18 protein-coding genes and 1 pseudogene are annotated in these 22076 nt (G+C 41.4%); 4 read left to right on the top strand and 15 right to left on the bottom strand.

Annotation, left to right across the window (positions count from 1 at the left end; genetic code table 11):
• Positions 1–126 precede the first annotated feature (126 nt).
• The 4 genes from ACYZZ0_RS03225 to ACYZZ0_RS03240 all read left to right on the top strand — a co-directional run bounded on the left by ACYZZ0_RS03225 (position 127) and on the right by ACYZZ0_RS03240 (position 9824).
• The gene (locus tag ACYZZ0_RS03225) at positions 127–2577 is read left to right on the top strand and encodes a hypothetical protein (RefSeq protein WP_461535135.1); all 2451 of its coding nucleotides are present in this window, start codon (positions 127–129) and stop codon (positions 2575–2577) included.
• 363 nt (positions 2578–2940) lie between these two features.
• On the top strand, positions 2941–5583 hold the full coding sequence (locus ACYZZ0_RS03230) for an RING finger protein (protein WP_461535136.1): 2643 nt from the start codon (positions 2941–2943) through the stop codon (positions 5581–5583).
• A gap of 316 nt (positions 5584–5899) precedes the next feature.
• Positions 5900–8539, top strand: a complete 2640-nt coding sequence (locus tag ACYZZ0_RS03235; protein WP_461535137.1) for an RING finger protein — start codon at positions 5900–5902, stop codon at positions 8537–8539.
• A gap of 322 nt (positions 8540–8861) precedes the next feature.
• Positions 8862–9824 carry an isopenicillin N synthase family dioxygenase gene (locus ACYZZ0_RS03240; protein WP_461535138.1) on the top strand — a complete coding sequence of 321 codons (963 nt, stop codon included), beginning with the start codon at positions 8862–8864 and terminating at the stop codon, positions 9822–9824.
• 27 nt (positions 9825–9851) lie between these two features.
• On the opposite strand, the gene bla is transcribed toward ACYZZ0_RS03240, so the two are convergent.
• The 15 genes and pseudogenes from bla to ACYZZ0_RS03315 all read right to left on the bottom strand — a co-directional run bounded on the left by bla (position 9852) and on the right by ACYZZ0_RS03315 (position 21677).
• Positions 9852–10742: a class A beta-lactamase gene (bla, locus tag ACYZZ0_RS03245; RefSeq protein WP_461535139.1), complete on the bottom strand. Its 891-nt coding sequence runs from the start codon at positions 10740–10742 to the stop codon at positions 9852–9854.
• A gap of 64 nt (positions 10743–10806) precedes the next feature.
• A complete protein-coding gene (locus ACYZZ0_RS03250) occupies positions 10807–11205 on the bottom strand; it encodes a VOC family protein (RefSeq protein WP_461535140.1) in 399 nt (132 codons plus the stop codon).
• 75 nt (positions 11206–11280) lie between these two features.
• A complete protein-coding gene (locus tag ACYZZ0_RS03255; protein ID WP_461535141.1) occupies positions 11281–11907 on the bottom strand; it encodes a LysE family translocator in 627 nt (208 codons plus the stop codon).
• A gap of 213 nt (positions 11908–12120) precedes the next feature.
• Positions 12121–12396 (bottom strand): hypothetical protein, encoded by a 276-nt coding sequence (locus ACYZZ0_RS03260; protein ID WP_461535142.1) that lies wholly within the window; start codon positions 12394–12396, stop codon positions 12121–12123.
• A gap of 150 nt (positions 12397–12546) precedes the next feature.
• A complete protein-coding gene (locus ACYZZ0_RS03265) occupies positions 12547–13371 on the bottom strand; it encodes an ATP-grasp domain-containing protein (RefSeq protein WP_461535143.1) in 825 nt (274 codons plus the stop codon).
• 190 nt (positions 13372–13561) lie between these two features.
• Positions 13562–13900, bottom strand: a complete 339-nt coding sequence (locus ACYZZ0_RS03270) for a PBPRA1643 family SWIM/SEC-C metal-binding motif protein (RefSeq protein ID WP_461535144.1) — start codon at positions 13898–13900, stop codon at positions 13562–13564.
• 231 nt (positions 13901–14131) lie between these two features.
• Positions 14132–14920, bottom strand: a complete 789-nt coding sequence (locus ACYZZ0_RS03275) for a hypothetical protein (protein ID WP_461535145.1) — start codon at positions 14918–14920, stop codon at positions 14132–14134.
• A 57-nt stretch (positions 14921–14977) separates the two neighbouring features.
• Positions 14978–15198 (bottom strand): annotated as a pseudogene (locus ACYZZ0_RS03280) (integrase core domain-containing protein); the annotation flags it as partial.
• Between the two features lie 185 nt (positions 15199–15383).
• Positions 15384–17663, bottom strand: coding sequence for a KAP family P-loop NTPase fold protein (locus ACYZZ0_RS03285; RefSeq protein WP_461535146.1), 2280 nt, complete (start codon positions 17661–17663; stop codon positions 15384–15386).
• Between the two features lie 415 nt (positions 17664–18078).
• Complete coding sequence (locus tag ACYZZ0_RS03290; RefSeq protein ID WP_461535147.1) at positions 18079–18300, bottom strand: hypothetical protein; 222 nt, start codon at positions 18298–18300, stop codon at positions 18079–18081.
• Between the two features lie 310 nt (positions 18301–18610).
• Positions 18611–19165 (bottom strand): peptide-methionine (R)-S-oxide reductase MsrB, encoded by a 555-nt coding sequence (msrB, locus tag ACYZZ0_RS03295; protein WP_461535148.1) that lies wholly within the window; start codon positions 19163–19165, stop codon positions 18611–18613.
• Positions 19166–19309: 144 nt separating this feature from the next.
• On the bottom strand, positions 19310–19978 hold the full coding sequence (locus ACYZZ0_RS03300) for a YciC family protein (protein ID WP_461535149.1): 669 nt from the start codon (positions 19976–19978) through the stop codon (positions 19310–19312).
• 61 nt (positions 19979–20039) lie between these two features.
• Positions 20040–20495: a GNAT family N-acetyltransferase gene (locus ACYZZ0_RS03305; RefSeq protein ID WP_461535150.1), complete on the bottom strand. Its 456-nt coding sequence runs from the start codon at positions 20493–20495 to the stop codon at positions 20040–20042.
• A gap of 229 nt (positions 20496–20724) precedes the next feature.
• On the bottom strand, positions 20725–21177 hold the full coding sequence (locus ACYZZ0_RS03310) for a hypothetical protein (RefSeq protein ID WP_461535151.1): 453 nt from the start codon (positions 21175–21177) through the stop codon (positions 20725–20727).
• On the bottom strand, positions 21153–21677 hold the full coding sequence (locus tag ACYZZ0_RS03315) for a hypothetical protein (RefSeq protein ID WP_461535152.1): 525 nt from the start codon (positions 21675–21677) through the stop codon (positions 21153–21155). The genes ACYZZ0_RS03310 and ACYZZ0_RS03315 overlap by 25 nt, the downstream gene beginning before the upstream one ends.
• Positions 21678–22076 lie beyond the last annotated feature (399 nt).

Here is a 22076-nt window from a genome sequence, read left to right on the forward strand (position 1 = left end):
CTGAGCGTATTACAGTTAATAGTCGTATATTCAAAACCCCTTAAACAGCACTGAATTCTTTTCGATTATTATTTCTGCGATAGGATTAATGGAAATTATTCATTACATCACCTATTAGAAGAGTATTTGTATTTATTAATTGAACTGTATTTTTATTTTCCAGTGACAGCTGCAAACAAACATCCAATGAAACTCATATCCGTACTCTCTTTATTTGTTTTCATTGCTTGTGCCCAGGCGAATAACGGAGAAGGAAGGAATACCACTGAAATCCCTTGTAACAGTGGTTTTTTTTTACAAGCTAACCATTCAGGTCAATTTTATTATGCTATTTTTCTATTACAGCCTGACTTTACACCACCACATACAAAAGCACATACCCTGTATGCCAATTTAAAATCCTTTGGTTATTGCGAACCAATCCATTTTAAATCAACTTGTCTAAGTGAAAATGAGTCAGGTAATCCTGAGACCCTGTTACTTTTCATCTCACCACCACCGGATCAAGGTGTAAATATAGCTGTTGCTTGCTGGCGGTTGTCTTCATTACACAGTCGAGGCTCTCCTTTACCGTCTGACTTTTCTCCCTCTGTTTCACGAAGTAGCCGCCATGGTAAACAATATGCGGTGCTGTATCAGGGCGAAGAGTGGGAGCTGAGCTATCACGGGGAACACGGACTTCAACACGTCATGACCAGAGATGGAATCAAAAAAACACATGGGACGGTATGCACAACGGCACATTTTGAAAAGAGTCCTCTACAAACTCCGCTTCTGATGTGGCTTCCAAGTATTAGCAATTTCCCAAAGGCACTTAGTGAGGAAATAAGACAACAACTGAGACAGATGCAGTTGATTGCTGACGTCGTACTGGCATGTAAAGTCTCAGGCAGTCCCACTCTAACACTGGCGAGCACACAGGAAGGGGAAGAAGACTCAGAACGAATCACCAGACAGTGTGCTGCAATAAGCCTGGATCATTCAACAGTAACGGAAACACAAGCTTGCTCACGGGCAAGCACTGAGCCATTTTTAGCTCCCCCGGAGGAAAGCTTCAGCGATCTTCTACACAATAGCGGTTTTTTACAAAAGGACTGCAGGATTCTATGCCAAAGTGCCACAGAGCTGTTCAATCAGCTTTCTCAAGTTGAAAGAGATGAACTGTACCTGGCATTACTGACCAAAAGTATGGTGCCTCCCTTGGTGAATACGACCAATGATATGCTGACATTGTTCAGTAATCTACAGAAGCACATGGGAGAGCCATGGGATTATCAAGGGCTACTTTGTTGGCTGGGACTGGCTGCCAAAAAACATGGCCAACGATTGTCCGTTCAAACAGTCAACACCCTTAGAGTTTATGAACCCATGATCCGACGATGGATTGATGTTCCCTGTTTATTCTTTGGCATAAAACGCATTAACAACCTCAACAAATGTCTGGCATTTATCGCTGGCCATGTTGGATACGCAGCATTAACCAAGGATTTACTTGAATTCTTTACGGAGTATTATCCAGATCGCCTTCCAGGCCGATTTAATAAAAAATGCACTGCAGATATCCAAAAACTCTGGACAGAGCTGCATGTGGCACTTGGAGAACTGATTTATAGTGATCTGTATTTAGAAAATAATGCTCTTTTAGTAACATTTCTGCAATATTACCTTTCTACAGTGTGTACGGTGAATTCACTTTATGTTCAATGTGTACTAACACTGCTGCCTGCTGCTTGCAGGAATAAAACCATGGCTGGACTGGAATTAACTGTCAGTGCCCCCATTATTTTCAATAGTCAGCCTGATGAACATTCAGAGTCAAGTACAGCTATACCCTCTCTTTGGGTCCGGAACACCGCAGATCATTTACCTGAAAAACATATGGGCCGACTGAAAGGCAAAGCTGAACCGTTGAGACCCGTAAAGGTAAGTGAAAGAGAGCAACCTGTCATTGAGCAACACCAGCTTACATCAGATAAAAAGCAGCTTCTGGAGCAACTCCGCAGTCAGAAGCAGGCATATGCTCGCTTGCAGCAGGATTATTCAATACATCATCAGGCACATGCGTTGTATCGGGCCAGAACAGGTAAACGATTGATGGAAGCAGTGGGTAGAACAGAAGATCTTGAAAAAAAACTTGAAAGTACCGAAGGTTTATTATCAACCTGCCAAAACAGGCTAGAGATGTACCATCGTAAATGGCCAGAAACCTATGCTCGGATAGCAGAGGTACGAAGCCAGCTTGAGATGACTTTTTTTGAATTACAACAACACCTTAATTCCATGAAAAAATTGCTGCCCGCAAATGATTCTGACAGGCTTTTGAGCTGTATATCATTAATGGAGAAAGAAGGACATAGGCACTGGTCATCCCTGCAGCAAGTACTCAACAGCCGAAGCGTAGATATTGTTTATTTAAAGTGTGTCATCTGTTATGAGCTGGCTAAAAAGGCTTTTGTCGGGGCCAATTGCGGACATATCTATTGCGAAGCCTGTATTGATAAAAATATGCGAAGGACAGACTATGATTATTGTGGATATTGCAAAAAATGGACCCATTTTCAAAGAATTTATAATTAGCAGTCGATTTAATTCATCAATATATATTCGTTTTTTTTCGTACAAAATTATGATCTTTATTCCATCGAAAGCTTAGATTCATATATTGACTACTTTTAAATTTAGCATTTCATATAATACTAATTTGAATTAATTAATGGCATCATTCTATTTGTGTATAGTAATTATTTTATAACTGTTTATATACATTAAAAATGTTCGAAATGATCATTCCGCTGTTATTAAATATCATAATAATTTATCACTATGCTATTTTTTGTTGTGTATAACAAACTGCATTCATTTAAAAGGTTTTTTTACCAGAAAGTGTCTTTGAAAAAAGATAACTTCTCGTTGTAGACATCGACTTTATACAAATATCCAATGAAACTTATATCCGTACTCTCTTTGTTTGTTTTCATTGCTTGTGCTCAGGCAAATAACGGAGAGGGAGCGAGTACTACTGAAATCCCTTGTAACAGTGGCTTTTTTTTACAAGCTAACCATTCAGGTCAATTTTATTATACTGTTTTTCTATTACAGCCTGACTTTACACCACCGCATACAAAAGCACATACCCTGTATGCCAATTTGAAATCCTTTGGTTATTGCGAACCAATCCATTTTAAATCAACTTGTCTAAGTGAAAGTGAGTCAGGTAATCCTGAGACCCTGTTACTTTTCATTTCACCACCACCGGAACAAGGTGTAAATATAGCTGTTGCTTGCTGGCGGTTGTCTTTATTACACAGTCGAGGCTCTCCTTTACCGTCGGACTTTTCTCCCTCTGTTTCACGAAGTAGCCGCCATGGTAAACAATATGCGGTGCAGTATCAGGGCGAAGAGTGGGAGCTGAGCTATCACGGGGAACACGGACTTCAACACGTCATGACCAGAGATGGAATCAAAAAAACACATGGGACGGTATGCACAACGGCACATTTTGAAAAGAGTCCCCTACAAACTCCGCTTCTGATGTGGCTTCCAAGTATTAGCAATTTCCCCCAAGCACTTAGTGATGAAGTAAGACAACAACTGAGACAGATTCGGTTGATTGCTGACGTCGTACTGGCATGTAAAGTCTCAGGCAGCCCCACTCTAACACTGGCGAGCACACAGGAAGGGGAAGAAGACTCAGAACGAATAACCAGACAGTGTGCTGCAATAAGCCTGGATCATTCAACAGTCACGGAAACACAAGCTTGCTCACGGGCAAGCACTGAGCCATTTATAGCTCCCCCGGAGGAAAGCTTCAGCGATCTTCTACACAATAGCGGTTTTTTACAAAAGGACTGCAGGATTCTATGCCGAGGTGCCACAGAGCTGTTCAATCAGCTTTCTCAAGTTGAAAGAGATGAACTGTACCTGACATTACTGACCAAAAGTATGGTGCCTCCCTTGGTGAATACGACCAATGATATGCTGACATTGTTTAGTAATCTACAGAAGCACATGGGAGAGCCATGGGATTATCAAGGGCTACTTTGTTGGCTGGGACTTGCTGCCAAAAAACATGGCCAACGATTGTCCGTTCAAACAGTCAACACCCTTAGAGTTTATGAACCCATGACCCGACGATGGATTGATGCTCCCTGTGTACTTAATGATAGAGAGCGTATCAATAATCTAAAAAAATGCTTGGTATTTACTTCCAGGAATGTCGAACATACAGCTTTAACTAAAGAGCTAATGGAATTTTTTTTACAGCAGTTTATTGACCAGATTCCCGTTCATTTTCGTCAAAGCTCCGATGAAAAGACTCGTAAGCTTTGGATGGATATTCATGTGGAACTTGGAACACTGATATGTACCGATTTATGTACAGAAAACAATGCACTACTAATAACGTTTTTGGGGCATTACCTTCGAGCCGTGAGAGCAGCAGAACCTCTTTATGCCCAAACTATGTTGATCATGCTGCCTGATTCATGCCGGAAAAAAACGATGTGTGCTTTAGAGGCAACAGTCTTGACCGCCTGCTGTACAGATTCCCAGCCTGATGATTACCCGGCTATCTGTGCAGGCACAAGATCAATGTTGTCACTTTATGAAGACTGGCAACGAGTAAACCGGTGTCTCCGCCAGCAAGTGAAATGGTTAGAGACCAAACTTGAACGAATGCAATCTGGGATAGTTCAAGAGGAACAGCTCCCGATTGTACAGCAGCTCGAAAGTCATTGCGGACAGCTTGAGGAGCAAATTTTAAGCTGGCAACGGGCCTATTCTCACTTGCAGCACGCCAAGGATGAAGAAGCTAAATTATTAAAGAAGCAAGTTTTAGAGACTCACAGGGAGATTGAAGCATTAAGTGAACGGAATTTAAAGGATCAAAGGGAAATTGTAGAGCTTCAGGTTGAATGTCGGATGTTATCATCATCTTTGAAAACAGAAAAGGCAAAGCATAAATTAACCAAAAATAGAGAAAAACATGCAATGGAAATAACAGAGCGCAAATTAAGTGAAATGAGATCCATACTACAAAAAAAACATGAAAGGCTACTTGAACAATTACAGTCCGAACATCAGTCCTGTTTAAGAAAACTCACAGCACAAAAAGAAACCGCAGAAAAAAAAATTGAAAGCGCAGAGGCAAAAATATCAGATTATCAAGCTAGGCTTGAGGTACACCAGAGTGCATGGCCAAAAGAGCGTGCCTGTATACTTCAGGTAAGAAGCCAACTTGAATCATCTTTTTTCCAATTACAACAATATCTTCATACTTTGAAGACGCAAATGACCGAGAAAGAACTTGTAGATTTTGAAAAGTATATTTTGCAAATAGAAGAAGCGGGGGCAAGTCAGTGGGCATCCCTGCAAAAGATATTGAAAAACGAAAGTATTGATATTATTTATTTGAAGTGTGTAATTTGTCTTGATCAGGCTCAAGAGGCTTACGTCGGGTCAGAATGCGGACATATCTACTGTAAATTTTGTATCGAAGAGTATCTCAAAAATAGCAGATATAAACTATTCGGAAATTGCGCCTACTGTAAAAAAACCACTCGATTCCAAAAGATTTATAATTGAAATTAAAGAATATCCATATTTCAAATAGATATATTAAAGAAATACCAAGAATGATATCTATCAATTTTACAAAAAGAATATATCGAATAAATTAACAACCACTTAAGTGCGCTTTAAAACAACTTCTAAAAACACCTCAAGGAATATCGAACAACATCGAAAAATAAGGATTGACAATTCGAAGCAATACTATTCTAATTTTGTGCTATTTTTAAATGATTTTTAATACATCTCTATCGATTCAACACTTTCATTTGAGCAAGAGCTTTATAAAGACAGGACTTCTTCCAGTACATTGATTTAAAAGATTTAATTAATGAAAAAAAACATTATTCTAATGCTATGCTTGTACATTTTTTTTACTAATGTGCATGCAAACAACGGAGAAATTAGCCGCCAGGCCGAAATTAATTTTAAAAACTCTTTCTTATTACAGGCAAACCATTCTGATCGATTTTATTATGCTGTTTTTTTATTAAATCCTGATTTCACACCGGCTCAAACAACAGCACATACACTTTTTATTGACCGGGATAGCTTTGGCTATTATGAGCCGGTCTACTTTAACTCTACAGATCTGACTGAAGATGGCTTATACAGACCTTCAGGCTTATTGCTTTTTATTCCTCAACCATCTGATCAAAGGGTTAATTTAGCTGCTGCCTGCTGGAAATACTCCTCCCTGCCAGAAGATTTTTCTCCCTTGCCGCCCGGATTTTCACCCTCCGTTTCTCGAAAACACCGGTATGTTTCTGACTATGCAGTGCAATATCAAGGAGAAGAGCTGGAGCTAATCTATCGTGGGGAACACGGACTCCAATATATTATGACAAGAGACGGCGTTCGCCAAGCTCTTGGAGCCGTATGTACAACTTCCGACTTTGAAGTTGCCACATTGAAAACTCCGCTGTTAAGTCGACTTCCTGTTGCAGCTACTATTCCAGACGCACTCAGTCATGATGCAATACAGCAACAACTAAGGCAGATGCAAATTATTGTTGATATCGTACTCGGTTGCAAAAGCTCAGAGATTCATACCGTAACGTCTTTTGTAACACCCGATATCAAAAGCGAATCAGTGCGAGTATCGAAACGACGTGTCGCAATGAGCTTCGATCCGGTAACCGCCGAAACAACAGGTTGCTGCTCGTCAGCAAGTGACGAGGCATTCGTGAGGTTTCCGGAAGAGAGCTTTGCCGACCTACTACGTAATAGCCGTTTTATTCAGAAAGACTGCAAGATACTGTGTGAGGGGGCTATTGAACTGTTCAGTCAGCTTTCTCGAGTGGAAAGAGACGAACTGTATCTGAAGTTACTGAGTAAAGGCATGGTACCTGCGAATGTGAAAACCACTAATGACCTGCCCTCGATGTTCTTTTATCTGCAGCAAAGCAAGAGGCAGCCCTGGGATTACCAGGGTTTGTTTGGCTGGCTGGGATTGGCCGCCCAAAAGCATGGCGAACGATTATCAGCTCAAACCGTAAACACTCTTAGAATTTATGAGCCGCTGTTTCAATGTTGGGTAGAATCATCTTGTTTATTTTATGGGACAAAACGTACTCAAAACCTGAATAAATGCCTGGAATTTATTTTTAGCCATGTTGGTTATGCAGCATTGACCGATGAGTTACTTGGGTTTTACGCGGAACACTACCCTGATTTGATGCCTGCTCGGTTCAACCCGAGCTGCGATGAGGCCGTTAAAAAAATGTGGAAGGATATTCACATAGCACTTGTATCTCTGATATGTACCGATTTGTATGCTGAAAACAATGAGCTTTTAACTATATTCCTGGGGCATTATCTAGAAGCAGTGAGTACGGTAAATTTATTTTACGTCAAAACGGTACTGACGTTGCTACCTGCCTCGTTCCAAAGCAACACAATAAAAGCTTTGAAACAGGCTGTGCTTTCTGCCCGTTGTATGAGTTGTATGAATAGCCCGGCTGATAACTGCTCAAACCCAAGATTACGTCACCCGATTTCTGATCACCGACAGGAAGAAAGCTACTCACATCAGCAGCATGAGCATGAATCTGATGGCATTGAGTTTCGTGAACAGCTTCGTATTAAACAACAAGAATATACTCATCTAAAGCATGAGTATTCAGTTCTCCAAAGGTCACAGATGTTGTATCGGAGTAGAACCAGTCAACGCTTGCAAGTGTTGCAGGATAATGAACGAGAAGTTCAATTACTAAGGCTTAAAATCACTGAGAGTAAAAGCGAAGTAGAACGTGTTCGAGATGAGTGTCAAAAACTGTCATCGGCACTGGAAGCAGGCCTCAGGTCATCAAAAATAGATGCAATGTGTTCTACACCGCCTGAAACACATGTAGCATTACTTGATACAATGAAGTGCGGACATAAGGCCAGTTTTATCGGACTTATGAGCGAAAAAGCTACCGTGGAACAAAGGCTAAAAAAAGTTGAGGGGACGGTATCAGAGTATCAAGCCAAGCTCAAAACTACTCAAGATAGCTTACTAGATTATCAAACCAGACTTAAAAGCACGCAAGAAACCTTATCAGGCTGCCAGGCCAAACTTGATGTTTACCAGCGCAAGTGGCCGGAAGACTATGCCCGAATATTGCAAGCACGAAGTCAATTTGATATGTCATTTTTCCAGTTACAACGAGATCTACAGTCGTTCAGAAAAAAAATAGGTAAGAAAGACCCTGCCCAATTGGAAGTATGCATATCACAAATGGAGAGTGAGTGGACTAGACAGTGTGAGTCTGTACAAAAAGTATTGAATAGCAAAAATGTAAATATTGTATATTTAAAGTGTGTTATTTGCCTTGATTTTGCTGAAGAGGCTTTTTACACATCAGAATGTGGACATATTTATTGTGGAGCTTGTACTGATAAACTAATGAAAAGTTCAGGGACGAAAAATTTCTCTAGTTGCTCTTATTGTAAAAAGCATACTTTTTTTCGAAAAATTCATCATTAAAATATTGGTACAGTCCTAGATAACTAGCTTTGGTTTCAATCATCATTCTTTTCTGACATTGCATGGCGCCAGAATAGTATTTTTTACCGTAAGCGGAATATCGAGCTTTAAGCAATATGATTTAATGACGATGGATTTTAAAAATCAAATATTACAAACACAGCAAAACTCAGTTCCCTCTTTGCACCCTCTCATAAGTTTTGGCACGGCTCTGTAATATTGTCTCATTCTGGTCGATCTTATGGGTTCTAAAGACATATATGACCAAACTGTCCTAAGCTTTTGAGTCTCAATCATTTAAACTGGTACGAAGGAAGTAGCAATGGATATGGTTGCGAATATAGCGAGGGATATAGCTACAGGCACTGTAACAGCAAAAGTCCCCGAAATTGACTTCTCATCCTACAGTGAAAACCATCCTGACAGTCTCAATACACTGGCACAGCAGGTGTATGAAGCCCTGAGCGTTTATGGCTTTATGGCCGTCAGCAATATTGGAATTGAAGCATCGCTGCAGCAACGCCTGTTTGAAGTCAGCAAAGCATTTTTCCGTCGTCCATGTGAGGAAAAACAGCAATACGCATATGGACGGGATGAAGAAGATAGTGGCTATCTGGCACTGTACCAGGAGCGCCTTGATCCGGGCACCCCAGCGGATGAAAAAGAGTCCTTCTCAATATGCCATATCCTGTCACGCCTGAATGAAACGCACCGCTGGCCATCAGCCGAGCTCAGGGATGTGATGGCCGACTTCTACCGCGCGGCACTGACCGGTGCAATCAAGCTCCAGCGGGTGTTGGCCTGCGCGCTTGAAACTGATCCCGACTTTTTTGTTAACCGCCACAGCGGTAGCCGCACCACAATGCGGACCATTTATTATCCATCTCCCAACAGTGAGCCTGCTGATCCCGAACAACTGGGGGCGGGAGTACATACCGACTACGGGATGTTTACCTTTCTGTTTCAGGACGGTGTTTCAGGATTGGAAATTCTCGACAAGGACGGCCAATGGATCGGTGTCTCCCCGGACAGAGACAAAATCATTATCAATACCGGCGACTTGATGGAACGCTGGACCAACGGTGTTTTCCGCTCAACCCGCCATCGTGTCAGAATGAAACTTGGAAGTGAGCCACGTTATTCCGCTGCGATTTTCTTTGACCCTGATGACGACACAGTAGTTGAAACATTACCCTCCTGCATCAACGACTCCCGTCCCAACCGTTTTCCTCCCATCACGGCCGGGGAACATATTCTGGGGAAAATAAAGGCAGCACATCATTAGTCCATCAATGAAATACACTGGTCTATGTCACTCTGTTCTGATGTTTGAATAAAGTCCGAATATTGACCGCCCTATTCTCACAATCGCCGCATTACGTTCCGCAAATGAGGCCCGGGTTTGAGAAAGGTAGATGCTGATAATCACAGGGGGCTGATCCTGCGGCCAGACCACCGCCGTGATATTCCGGGTGCCATAACCACCGGCACCGGAGCGGTCAGCAATGCGCCAACCTTCAGGCAATACAGACCGCAACAGATTTCCGGTTACCTGGTTATTGATCATCCATTCCTTCAGTTGTTGCCGGCTATCAGTGGAGAGGACATTGCCGAACAGCAAGGTATTTAATGTATGTGCGATGGCGTTGGGTGTGGTGGTATCACGTTTATCGCCCGGGACACCTTCATTAAGTTGAGGCTCAAAGCGATCCAGCCGGCTGGTGTTATCACCGGTAGCCTGAAAGAATGTTGTGACTGCCACAGGGCCACCGACAGCATTCAACACAATATTGGCAGCAGTGTTATCACTGGTCAGCATGGTGGCTGAACAGACCTCTCTTAAGCTCAGCTTTTTACCGATATATTTTTCTGTGACCGGCGAATAGGTCACGATATCTTCTTGCCTGACAGTAACAGTGCTATCGAGTGCTGTTTTTCCACTATCGGCATCACTTAACAGCTTGGCGCAGGCGACTGTTTTAAAGGTGCTGGCCATCGGGAATTTCTCATTACCCTTGTAGTGCCAGACACGGTTATTGCCAGTGTCCAGCACCGTGACACCCACCCGGGCCAAAAGCGCTTTTTCTATACCAATAATGTCACGCTCAACAGCAACAAAGCCTGGTTCCTGCGCCAGGATGGATGTCGTATAAACAGCAATAACTGATACAACGATATTTCTGATAGTGACGTAAAGATTCATTGAAACCCTGAAAGCACTTTTATATGGCGGTCATGATAACAGCCAGGCCGAGCAATCACTGCTGTCAGCTGTCTGCAGGCTTATGAAACTCGATAACATTACCATCCGGGTCCCTGATAAAGAAAAACCGGGCGCCGTGATATTCAACCTCTCCGGTGATTTTGAAGCCTAGCGCCATAATGCTGGCTTTGGAGGCGTCATAGTCAGTAATTTCAAGCGCTACATGGGTGTAACCGGGATACTTGAAATCGCCCTCCATCAGGACATTCTTCTGTGGCGCATCCTCGGACACATTGAGAATAAGATTGATATTGATACCGGACGGGTGCTCGACGATAGCGACCGGCTCCGGGCCGACAGGGCCAACAATAAATTCAAACCCGAGTTTTCCATAGAAATCGCGTGAGATCTCAAGATCCCTTACACGGAGCCCGACATGATTTATTCTTGTTATTTGTTTCATTGTCTTCCCTTGATATGGCGGAACTGAAAGCAGGTGCGCCGTGGGTGGTACCTGCTTTCAGCTTACAGCGACAGTCTAATTCTGGCGAAGAATTAAATTAACACCCATAAAACCTAAAACGGAACCGAATAATTTATTGAATACCGCTCTGTATTTAAGATAAATCTTTTGTGACTTAGGAACTGACAATACCGTTGATACAAAGACATACCAACCCGTATCGATAGCAAATGCCAATGCGCATAGCATGGCATAGCTTTCGACGGACATATTCTGGGGCAGAAACGTGGCATAGACACTCGCAAACACCAACGCTGTTTTAGGGTTGCTGAGTTGAGTAAACAGCCCGGAGAAATAAAATTTCGACCGGGATACGCTTTTTTCAAGCTGCGGTTCTGCGGCGGATGAGTCTGGCTGACTCTTCCAGAGTTTATAGGCCAGATAGCAAAGGTATAACCCACCCATGCCCTTCATAGCCATATACAGGACGGGCACAGATTCCAGCACAACATAAAAGCCGAAAGCGGCCAGCGCTGTAAATATCAGAGACCCGGTGCCCATACCTAAGGAGACAAGGATCCCGGCCTCCCGTGAACGCGATACGGCGGTCTGGGAAACCAGAATAAAGCTGGGTCCGGGGCTCATGACGCCAAGGAGTAAGGCTATAGCAAGAGGGACGAAAAAATAGTACTCACTGAACATAAACTACCACTTTTATAAAGCATATTATGGGGGTGTTTTTTGAATATAAAGAATCCTCGCAGTGCGTACAATTCGGGATTGTTCTAGCTTGGTTATTGAGCCCTCAACACTCTCATGCTCTAAGGCACCTCAGAAGGTTAAAATTAATTAAGACACTCATATATTTTTTAAAAAATATATATGAGTGCGCTTTGATTTTTATGTATTGCATGCTTAATAGCTATGTGAAACATAGAAAGCCAGAAATGCAATAAGAAAGTAATGATATAGAGAAAATATAAAACCATACTTCGCTGCTTTCCCAGATATTTTTCTTGTTTTGAAGGTCATAATATTGAACATAGGAATTGCTATCAAGCCAAAAGTGATATAGCTCAAACCATCAATTTTCTTATCATATTTCTTTGCTTCTGCTCTTATGACCAACTCATAGATCAATGTTAAAACAAAAAATAAGACAGTCACAATAATCAGAATGTTTTCAGTCATCAGGAATAGAACTCTCTTTTTTACACCAGCCAAGTATTTAGAGCCAAGTATTTAGGACATCCACATATTTATCCACATATTTATTGAATCAAAGTATGGGTGTCCCAGATACTTCTAGATACTCTTTATAAATAGATTACCAAAAACAGATTAAGACCCTTCCATAAATGATATCAACGCTGTTTCATACAGCTTTACAACGGGCAAGTCACCAATAGCGGATGTAATATTATCAAAACGTGGTGATGAGTTGACTTCTATAAGCCAGAACTCTCCATCAGTATCTTCAATGATATCGTACCCTGCGATACCCGGGGCGAGCAAATCATCTGCAGGCTTTATAAATTCATACAGTGTTTCTATGAAATCCTGATCATCTATCATTTTTGCCTGCTGGCCGTGTTCCCAATAAGAACAGTTAAACGTTAACCCGTCACCCCGCTGATAAGCCAGGAGAGGTTTGCCGTATACGCAAACAAGACGATATTCACGCTTTGTCGCTATGAACTGCTGGGCTATTGCCAAATAATCGTAATCTTTGGACTGGCTGTTAAAAATTGTCATGAGCGCTTTGGATGCGTCGGAAGCCGAATGACAAAGAAATACATTGATACCCAGTGCTCCCTGGTTTTGTTTCACAATAAGCGGGTAATCAAACTGAGTCTCTATATCCTTGAGGACGAGCTCCATAGAGGGGGAGTCAAGATACTGGCGATATTTTGGCTCGATATTGAAATCAAGAAAAGAACAGGTGTGAGGCATATTAACGACATCTTTAAAAAGCTGCCAGCTATGCATTTTATCTCGACAAATGTTATAAATGATTTCTGAGTTAAATGGTGTTTTATTCAACTGAAACAGTGCCGAATTCCGGCCTGTATCTATAGATATCAGATTATTTTCTTTATCCAGAGCCTGCCATTTCAATCCAAGTTTATCGCAGGCTTGCACCAGACAACGAATATTGCTCAGCATAGACTGAATCTCTTTATTTTTATTTATTTGGAAGCAGGCCATTAAAAAGCCCATTTCTGAAGATGTCAAACAGAAGTCGTATTATTATGATTTGCAGCCTATGCCAAAGGACTAGAGCGGACTAGCAGGAAACCCGGATACCCATATATTTTTGAATTAAAATATGGATATCCTGAATACAACTAATTTATTACGCGCAGCACTTTTTGAATTTTTTGCCACTTCCACAGTGGCACGGATCATTGCGTGACGGGAGTTTCTCTTTATTCACAACTGTCTCAATCTTTGTGAGCAGTGTTGTGAGCTGGCCGATTGATTCGTCAGCTTCTTCGTCGACACTGATTTCCCCATATAACCCGGCACCTTTGAGCATAGCTTTTATTTCCTGCTCTCGGGCTTCATCCTTAACAACCAGTTTTAAAGGATTTTTTTTGGTGCCAGCTTTATAGTTGGCATTAGGCTCATAACCACATTCCACATAATTTACACGGGCATCTTGACGACCTTTGAAGAAAAACTTATCTGACATGTATTGTTCCCAAGTATAAACAGAGCAGTATCGAATAAAGCAATCGACACCCAACGGCATATTATATCATGCTGCACTATATATTGCTTAATTTATTATTTAGGAATTAGAGTATGCCTGGCGGAAGGTAGATCAGACTGCTTCACTTCCAAAAATGTGGATGTCCTTTTTACTTTTTATGGATGTCCTTTTTACTTTTTATCTTTTGCGGGAGTCATTATGTCTAAGTGCTTATGCACGGTACTCGCTTATTTTATTTGTCACAGATGAAAAAGCTGATCTTATTTGGCTTAGTTGCCTAAAATCAACTCTTGGTATCTTTATGTTTGGGAGGTTCCGCAATTGAGCACGATTTTTTTCGACTCTTAATTTATGAATGTCTTCTTCACCCGTGAAATGATACGCGACCAAGAAACCATCAGCCATGAAATAATAAATCATTCCCACATCAGAGGTGGAGCCTTTTTCAAAATTTAGGTTCATCATCGTTTTCCTTATAACGATGTCATCTATTTCATTCTTAGAGTCAATGATTCGTATAACTGATATTTTAATAAAGTGATCAAGTTTTAATGTTGTATTAATTTTGATTTTTCCTTCAAGCAAGCACTGCTTTAGAAAATTATTATGTTTTTCTGGAAAAGATATATGTTTAAATGTGTCTAAGGATGATATTGAAGCCCTCCAGATTATACTGATTAAGTAGAGATAGAAATCTTTGTATCTAAAACTTCGGAATTCAACATAATCTTTCTTTACTGTTGCAAATTTCCTGTTGGTTAATATCCGGGTTCCATATTGTTCATATTTTTCGCTCAAAAATTGTTCACATGCTCTACAGAAAAGAGGTTCTTTAGGGTCTAAGTTACTTTTCTCTGGTTGAGAATCATCATCAATAACAACTTTGAGCAGTTGTCCATTTCCAGCTTTTAGTTTTCTGAAATAAGATCTTGGAAAAATGTGAGACTTTTGTAGCTCAGATTCTTTTCCACACATTTTGCAAGTTGATAATTTTTCCAAGATTTTGATAACTCCTTACTAGCTTTTGCACTGGTGTTACCCATTAAAAATGGACACCTATTGATTGTTTCGCAGCTCGAATTCAGCAGGGCTAAGGTAACCCAGTGCGAGTGTCGTCGAACTCTGTTATAGAAGATTTCGATATATTCAAACAAGCTGGATTTTGCCTCTTCAATACTTCGAAATTGCTCTGCATAAACCAGCTCAATTTTTAGCCGGCTAAAAAACGATTCCATCGCAGCATTATCCCAACAGTTACCTGGCCGGCTCATACTGGGTTTTAGTTCGTGAGTTCGTAGGGAGTTCGTAGGACACCCATATATTTTTGTTACTGCCAGAAAAATCATGACCGGCAGGAAGATAGATCAGACTGATTCATTGTCAAAAGTGTGGGTGTCCTAGATACTCACTACGTGGTGTGGGGGCTGGAGGTTAGAGACCTCCGGCTACCCGATTTAAATTTCTACCACTCTGAACTTGATTTTCCATCTTTTCTATCTTGCAGTGCTTTATGAAATGCATCGCGGGCGATAAGTTGTTTTTCATCAAGTGTTGAAATATCCATATCTTCTATAGATTTTTCAATTAGCTCGATGCAAACAAATTTTTCCAGCTCTTCTAGCTTTATGTAATGAGTGACTTTAGCTACGTGATCATACAGTCCTTGTGAGGTTGACTGGCCCAAGAATGATTTCAAAAGGGAAATTGATTTTTTGGAATCTGTTATTTGATTTTCAAGCCAACTCTTGATTTTTTCTTCATTGCCCCACCGAGTCCATCTATAGAGGTAGGAGCACAAATGCTTATCACTCATCAGACCATCAGGGTTGTTCTCTGAGAGTTCATAAAGTCTATTAACAAACATTTCCTTGAGTGACTCAAAGTCAGACTCAGAAAGGAAGAAACCTCTAGATGGTTCTCTCTTCTCGTTCTCATGTGATTGGAGAAAGTGTTCAATAATTGATATCCCTGCACCATTGTTAAAGCAGGTCTTTAATATTTCCCCTCTTTTCTCTTTATCTTCAAATCTAATTAGGAACCAATGAACAAGTCTTACTACATGAAGGTTTGTACTCAGACTCGCAAAACCTGTTGAATGATCATCAACTTCGTCCCCAATATCAAGTAAACCTTGAATGAACTGCTCACTGTGTTCGAGTGGAATCTCTTCTAAAAATGCTTCAAATTGACTTAATGTATTATCTATAATTCCACGTTCTTGAAGTGTCCTGATATGGCTCGATAATTTATTTGCATCTGAAGTTAAATCTAAAATTTCTCTCAGCTCGGAATTCGATGCTTCACCGCTAGGAATTGTGAACTGAAAATATTTATCAAAGTTTGACGGGTGGCATATTCTCATTTCTTTTAACCACGTCTTTGAAAATTCATGACTATAAGTCATCCCCCCTAAAGCCCACTCAATAGGAGGAAAAAGTGTTTTGAGCAAATTTCGCACTGCGTCAGTCCTGCTAGGATCAGACTTGCTAATTATTGTATTTATGAGTGCGCTAGTTTCTTCCCTGTTACTTTCAGAGGCAGATGACCTACTAGTTGTAAATGTCTCTTTTGATCTTGATATTTCTTTATAGACGTCTGGCTCAAAAACTCTTAAACATTCGATAGCAATCAGGTCAACAGGGTTTACCTCAAACGCTTTTTTCCCTTTCAGGAGGGAAAAATGGAATGAAAGGGTAGATGTAAAGCGATAGACATTTCTTAAGTTATCGAAGTAATACTTTAAAGATCCATAGAAAATATTCCCCCAATATCCATTGTCAAACATTGAAGTCGCTGACTGATCCCTTTCAATAATTACATCTAGCCTCTTGAATAATAGTTGATGCAATCTGCTGATTTCAATTTGTGGTATATCAAAAGGAACTTGGATTATTTTTTCTAGGTAGTCTCTTCCTTGTTGCTTACCATCATTAAGCTTTTCTTCAACCAAATCACGCTGAAAAAGCAGTAAGAACACCACATTAGGAAATTCTACATTTGCTTTTACTAATTGAAAAACCATCCTTAATTGTTTTGATGTTAATCTATCTAGATCATCCATAACAACGATAGTTGTTCTTTCTCTGTCTTTAAGCAGTTTTGTAAGTTCTGTTCTTAAATCAGATAATGATAATTTATCTTCTTTAGAAGATAGTTCTGCATTATTTTTCAGACTATTAAGAAAAGATTTTCCCCACTTTAATGCTGCTGCCCATAATAAAAGAACAGAGATGATTGCGGTTGACGTTGCTTTAACCCATGCCTCATCTAAAAAATTACCACCAATACCAACGATAGATGCCAAAACAAATAGAGTTGGTAATGCCTTGGCTAGGCCAGATGTTAAGATTTCTCCTGTATTTAAGTAATGTCCATATTTTTTAAACGTCTTTGCTAGTCTTTTACCTTCTTTACTTTTATCTTTAAAACCAATAGTGGAGGCAATTTCATTAAAAAACGATTCGGTGATTTTATCTTGAGCTGCCCATTGCCACGGAGAGAACTCTATTATATCTGCTTTAGCATTATCGCTTTTGCTTAGCTCAGTAACAGCCATGTTTTTAATAGATGACTTACCTGAACCCCAGTCTCCGTGTAAAGCCACAACAAGACTATCTTTGCCATGCCAGTTAGATAGGGCATTAGCTAAATCTTTGGAAAAATCACTGCGGCCAAGTAAGTCTTCATCGAAATTTGAAATTGGCCTATCAGAAGAAAAATCATGAATATCTTGATGTTGCATCGATTCTCCGATTGAAATTTAACAGTGGTTTATGCGAACAAACTTCGCTTAACAAGCTATCTGTGCGAAAGGCGCATTGCCCTGGAAGCCAACAACAGCAACCCTTTTCACGATATTCCCCACCCTGGCAGCTTTATCTTCCATGTCGCATTCCCAAATTCGTATATTTATCGCTTAACTTATGCAACTCTTACAAAATCACAATAATGACACATAAATCAATGGATTACGGAGGGACGCCAAACACCACACAGACGAGCTGCACAACGCAATAACAGAAACGCTACCGCCCCTCCGAAAGCGAAGTACAGAAAGGCTTGTTGCAACAGGGATACAGGAACACAGGGATAATTCTGAAGCCATCGTACCGACTCCAACCCACCCCGTAAACGACAGCCATTGGATACAAATCGAGCTACCGCCCCCCTAACCCGATCAACAACGCAATCTCCAATGGCGTATCCCGAACCTCGGCAATAACAAGCACCGCCAGAATGGCATAACCATGAAATATCAGACCATATTTGGAAGCCGAAAGATAACTATCGACTTCACGACGTTTAAACAGCCAGCCAATCACCGGATTAATGATGAGAATGTAACAGGCCATAACGGCAAGGCTTGTCAGGTCAGGCATACAACGTCACCGGGCAGATGAAAGGGAGCGCTATTGTGCATCTGCTAGTCAGTGATTTCCTGAATCCGCGTCAATATACAGGGTTCTGATGACTATCCATTTTCCGGGGTGATTACGGGGAGTAGCAAAGGAGCCGGTTCGATTGTAACCCGACGCACACCTTGTATACAGGAAGACAGGTGTTGGCAAACTGTTCCTGGTCGGTGAAGTCCTGCCAGGAGCAATAAACAGGTTGTTGAGTTCAGGGCATGGGGGCAGAGATCAATGATCGAGCCCCCGGGCTTATTATTACTGCTTGAGCAGTTTCCTGTTACTGCTGGAACAGACTCAGAAACTCGCCATAACCTTCAGTTTCCAGTTTATCAACCGGCACAAATCGCAGGGCGGCAGAGTTCATGCAGTATCTCAGCCCTGTAGGCTGGGGGCCGTCGGCAAATACATGCCCCAAGTGCGAATCAGCATTTTTGGAGCGAATCTCGATCCGCTTGCCAAACAGGGAGAAATCATCCCGCTCGACAATATTGGCCGCTACCAATGGCCGGCTGAAACTCGGCCAGCCCGTACCGGACCTGTATTTGTCGGTAGAGCTGAACAGCGGTTCACCGGAGACGATATCAACATAAATACCGGGTTTCTTATTATCCCAGTATTCATTCTGGAAAGCCCTTTCAGTGCCGTCTTCCTGAGTCACCTTATACTGGATAGGCGTCAGCCTTTGCTTCAGTTCCTCTTTGGTATACCCGGAGCTATAGGTTTTAGCGACTGCATTGGTATCTGTAGCATTAGTCTCGGCAGCCCCGGTAACCCATGTAGAGATCAGGGCAATAGAGGCGGCGCCAAAAGCAGCAGCAATCAGTTTTTTCATCGTAACTCCCCAACATCGGTCAATTTTGAGTATTTGTAGTGCTATACGCAGCAAATACCCGTTTGGATGCAGGGAGGTTTACGATTTTTAACTCAGATTGATGCATACAGGCCTGATATTTGACACGGCAAGTCCGGACACCCTTCAAACGTCAGCTCTTTGAGCACAGAATATTCTGAACGCATAAATGGTTGACAGGGGATAGACAAGCCAGACGAAAATACTGAGAAGAAAGCTCATAACGGCACCGGCTACTGTATCCGGATTATAAAACTTGACCAGTACAAGAGACGGCATGACGGTGACCAGCATAATAAGAAACTGGCCTTTAGCCAGCAGCCAGAATGATGACTTGGTCTCCCGCCAGCTCTTTGCTACAGCAGTCCTTGCTTTGGCATTTTCCAGAACACAATAGAAATCTGCAAATGAGAACTTAATCCAGACAATCAGGCCCGGAATAATCAATAAAGCAAATGCGAGTCCCGACAAGGTATAGACAATCAGGTAGATCGCAACCATGGAAACAAGGAAGCGCCTTGAAATTCTGTAGGCATTGAGCGGTGACAGGGTATCTCCGGCCATTACTGAAGACAGGTAGACAATCAATGCGCCCTGGCATAGCGGAAATAAAACCGCATTGAAGAGAAAAACCAAAAGGCCAGACAGCGTCATGAAGCGTTCTTCGTCTGTTATTGTTCCTTGCAGGGCGTAGGTTAATTCTGTCAGTAGAATATACGGCAGAAAAATGTAACAGATTTTCAGAAAGTGGGTTTTATAGAAGTGCCAGGTGTCGGATAAATAACTTAAAGTCATACTCACTGCTTATTGAAATTATTTTAAATAAAACAAATGTCCCCGGATGATACCGAAGACCTCACAAACCCAGCTTGAACCCTTCATGCGTCGCTTTAAATCCAAGCTTTTCATAGAACCGGATGGCATCCGGGCGCTGTTTGTCGCTGGTTAACTGAACAACATTGCAACCTTTCTCTCTGGCCAAAGTAATCGCATGCCTGAACATTTGTTCACCCAAACCGCGACCACGAAAAGCCTCATGCACTCTGACACCCTCAATCAGACAGCGCCAGCTACCGGTATGGGTCAGATACGGGATAAAGGTCAGCTGGAGCATACCAGCCAGTTGACCTCCCTGCTCTGCCACGAGCAATTGATTGTTGGGATCGTTCTCGATAGCTTCAAAAGCGCTGATATAGGCTTGATTAAGAGGACGAGTGCTGTCTTCCCGCTGGCTGCCCAGGGGATCATTGGCCAGCATGGAAATCAGGTTTTCTAGATCATTGATCGTTGCTGAACGGTAATTTAACGCCATTTGTTACCCCCTTCTACTTATGGCGGTTATATCTGATATTTCCAAAATATTTCAAAATAACCCGAAAGGTTGTATTTCCTATTTCATGAACCTGTAATTACTACCGGGTTTTATAGCTTCTATATTTGATGGTAATTTGGTATTAATCTGAGCTAAAGATAATAACAAATTTATTATTTTCAGCTGATGAATAAATCTTTATACGACCATCCTTGTCATAAAAATCACCTTAAACGACACAGCTAGCTACAGGGAAAGGTATATGTTCTTCAAGCCCTGCACTTACAGTCCTGCTGGTTTTACCTTTTAAATCCATATTCACAATTACAAACTTTTTCTTGTTTGTATTTTCGCCGGCATCACTGGTATCAAGCTTGTATTCTATACAGGCGCTATAATCCCGGCCCGAGAATATCAAATCCTTTTGTTGCGAATCTACCGTGACGGCATACTCTTCCCTATAATCGGTCCAGGCATACGTCGCCCTGTCTATAAATCTCAGAGATTCAGGCAATGCCCTGATCATCAGTACATTCGATTGAAAGAACTTTTGGTCATCATAATCCAGAAATGCGCTGACTAATCGAAAAATAATGAGTATAACGATAGATATACGAATGAATCTTTTTAATAATCTCATCATGGCTTTTGGGGCATCTATATTGATATCTTCAATACGCATATAGAGGGAATTCGTATAACGCGACTTTGGTATTCACGATAAAGAATTGTTATATCTTTACCTATATGGCTTTTCAGCACTGTTATCAGTTTTCTTTGCATACACCCATAGGGTCCAAATGGACTTAGCGTCACAGGTCTGGTTAACTGTTTTTCATCAACAATTACCGTCTCCATATAAACAGGTCGATTGGTTACTAATTCTTTGGAGATCTCTTCTATATTGTACAGCTTGAGCTTTTTCAGAGTGCCATGTAATTGCATGACATTTCCGTTCTTAAGCATGTTCTTATTTTCTTCGAGTGAGTAAATATCGCCTATGTTAGCTGCCAATCTCGAAAAGAAAATCAGGCAGACCAGCGCAATTACTACCCGTTTAAATATACTGTCATTGAAATAAAAGAAAATTGACGCTATCAATAACCCTGTCGCAAAGAAGATAATGGGAATGTAATCAAGAAAAACAATCTCGACATTCTCAACAGAATAAATAGTACTCATATTTATTCCTTAAAGGGGATATGAAATGAAAGAAACCATGAATATCAACTCTGCTCAAAGAATACAATCCTTTCCGGGAGCTCTTTTATATAGTCTTTCAGTTCATCTATAAGTGCGCTATGGAGTTCGAGAAGATTAACCTTCAGATCATTCAGCCCTGAAGGGTCAAGGCTTTGGTGCCTTTTCGTAGTTTTTGACCAGCAGGACAACCCCGGTAACCGGCGCAAAAAAATAAGCCACAAAAGAACCAGAGCCTGGGGTTGCGCCCTGTGGTTTGAGCCCAGTACGCACAAAAAAGGCCAAACAGAAAGAACACCCAATCGATGGAAAAACACAACTTCTCGAAATGGCTTCCGGTCAACAGCTCACACGCTACCGCCACTGCGTGCCCGGCGTTTG

Origin of the sequence: Spongorhabdus nitratireducens (assembly GCA_947387575.1) — a bacterium.
Lineage (GTDB): Bacteria > Pseudomonadota > Gammaproteobacteria > Pseudomonadales > Endozoicomonadaceae > CANDOC01.

What these genes read in the sequence shown, in the direction of transcription:
- ACYZZ0_RS03240 (WP_461535138.1), top strand. Translation starts at nt 8,862, where the DNA reads ATGGATATGGTTGCGAATATAGCGAGGGATATAGCTACAGGCACTGTA.
- ACYZZ0_RS03230 (WP_461535136.1), top strand. Translation starts at nt 2,941, where the DNA reads ATGAAACTTATATCCGTACTCTCTTTGTTTGTTTTCATTGCTTGTGCT.
- ACYZZ0_RS03285 (WP_461535146.1), bottom strand. Translation starts at nt 17,663, where the DNA reads ATGCAACATCAAGATATTCATGATTTTTCTTCTGATAGGCCAATTTCA.
- ACYZZ0_RS03260 (WP_461535142.1), bottom strand. Translation starts at nt 12,396, where the DNA reads ATGACTGAAAACATTCTGATTATTGTGACTGTCTTATTTTTTGTTTTA.
- ACYZZ0_RS03310 (WP_461535151.1), bottom strand. Translation starts at nt 21,177, where the DNA reads ATGCGTATTGAAGATATCAATATAGATGCCCCAAAAGCCATGATGAGA.
- ACYZZ0_RS03290 (WP_461535147.1), bottom strand. Translation starts at nt 18,300, where the DNA reads ATGCCTGACCTGACAAGCCTTGCCGTTATGGCCTGTTACATTCTCATC.
- msrB (WP_461535148.1), bottom strand. Translation starts at nt 19,165, where the DNA reads ATGAAAAAACTGATTGCTGCTGCTTTTGGCGCCGCCTCTATTGCCCTG.
- ACYZZ0_RS03235 (WP_461535137.1), top strand. Translation starts at nt 5,900, where the DNA reads ATGAAAAAAAACATTATTCTAATGCTATGCTTGTACATTTTTTTTACT.
- ACYZZ0_RS03255 (WP_461535141.1), bottom strand. Translation starts at nt 11,907, where the DNA reads ATGTTCAGTGAGTACTATTTTTTCGTCCCTCTTGCTATAGCCTTACTC.
- ACYZZ0_RS03265 (WP_461535143.1), bottom strand. Translation starts at nt 13,371, where the DNA reads ATGCTGAGCAATATTCGTTGTCTGGTGCAAGCCTGCGATAAACTTGGA.
- bla (WP_461535139.1), bottom strand. Translation starts at nt 10,742, where the DNA reads ATGAATCTTTACGTCACTATCAGAAATATCGTTGTATCAGTTATTGCT.
- ACYZZ0_RS03305 (WP_461535150.1), bottom strand. Translation starts at nt 20,495, where the DNA reads ATGGCGTTAAATTACCGTTCAGCAACGATCAATGATCTAGAAAACCTG.
- ACYZZ0_RS03300 (WP_461535149.1), bottom strand. Translation starts at nt 19,978, where the DNA reads ATGACTTTAAGTTATTTATCCGACACCTGGCACTTCTATAAAACCCAC.
- ACYZZ0_RS03270 (WP_461535144.1), bottom strand. Translation starts at nt 13,900, where the DNA reads ATGTCAGATAAGTTTTTCTTCAAAGGTCGTCAAGATGCCCGTGTAAAT.
- ACYZZ0_RS03250 (WP_461535140.1), bottom strand. Translation starts at nt 11,205, where the DNA reads ATGAAACAAATAACAAGAATAAATCATGTCGGGCTCCGTGTAAGGGAT.
- ACYZZ0_RS03315 (WP_461535152.1), bottom strand. Translation starts at nt 21,677, where the DNA reads ATGAGTACTATTTATTCTGTTGAGAATGTCGAGATTGTTTTTCTTGAT.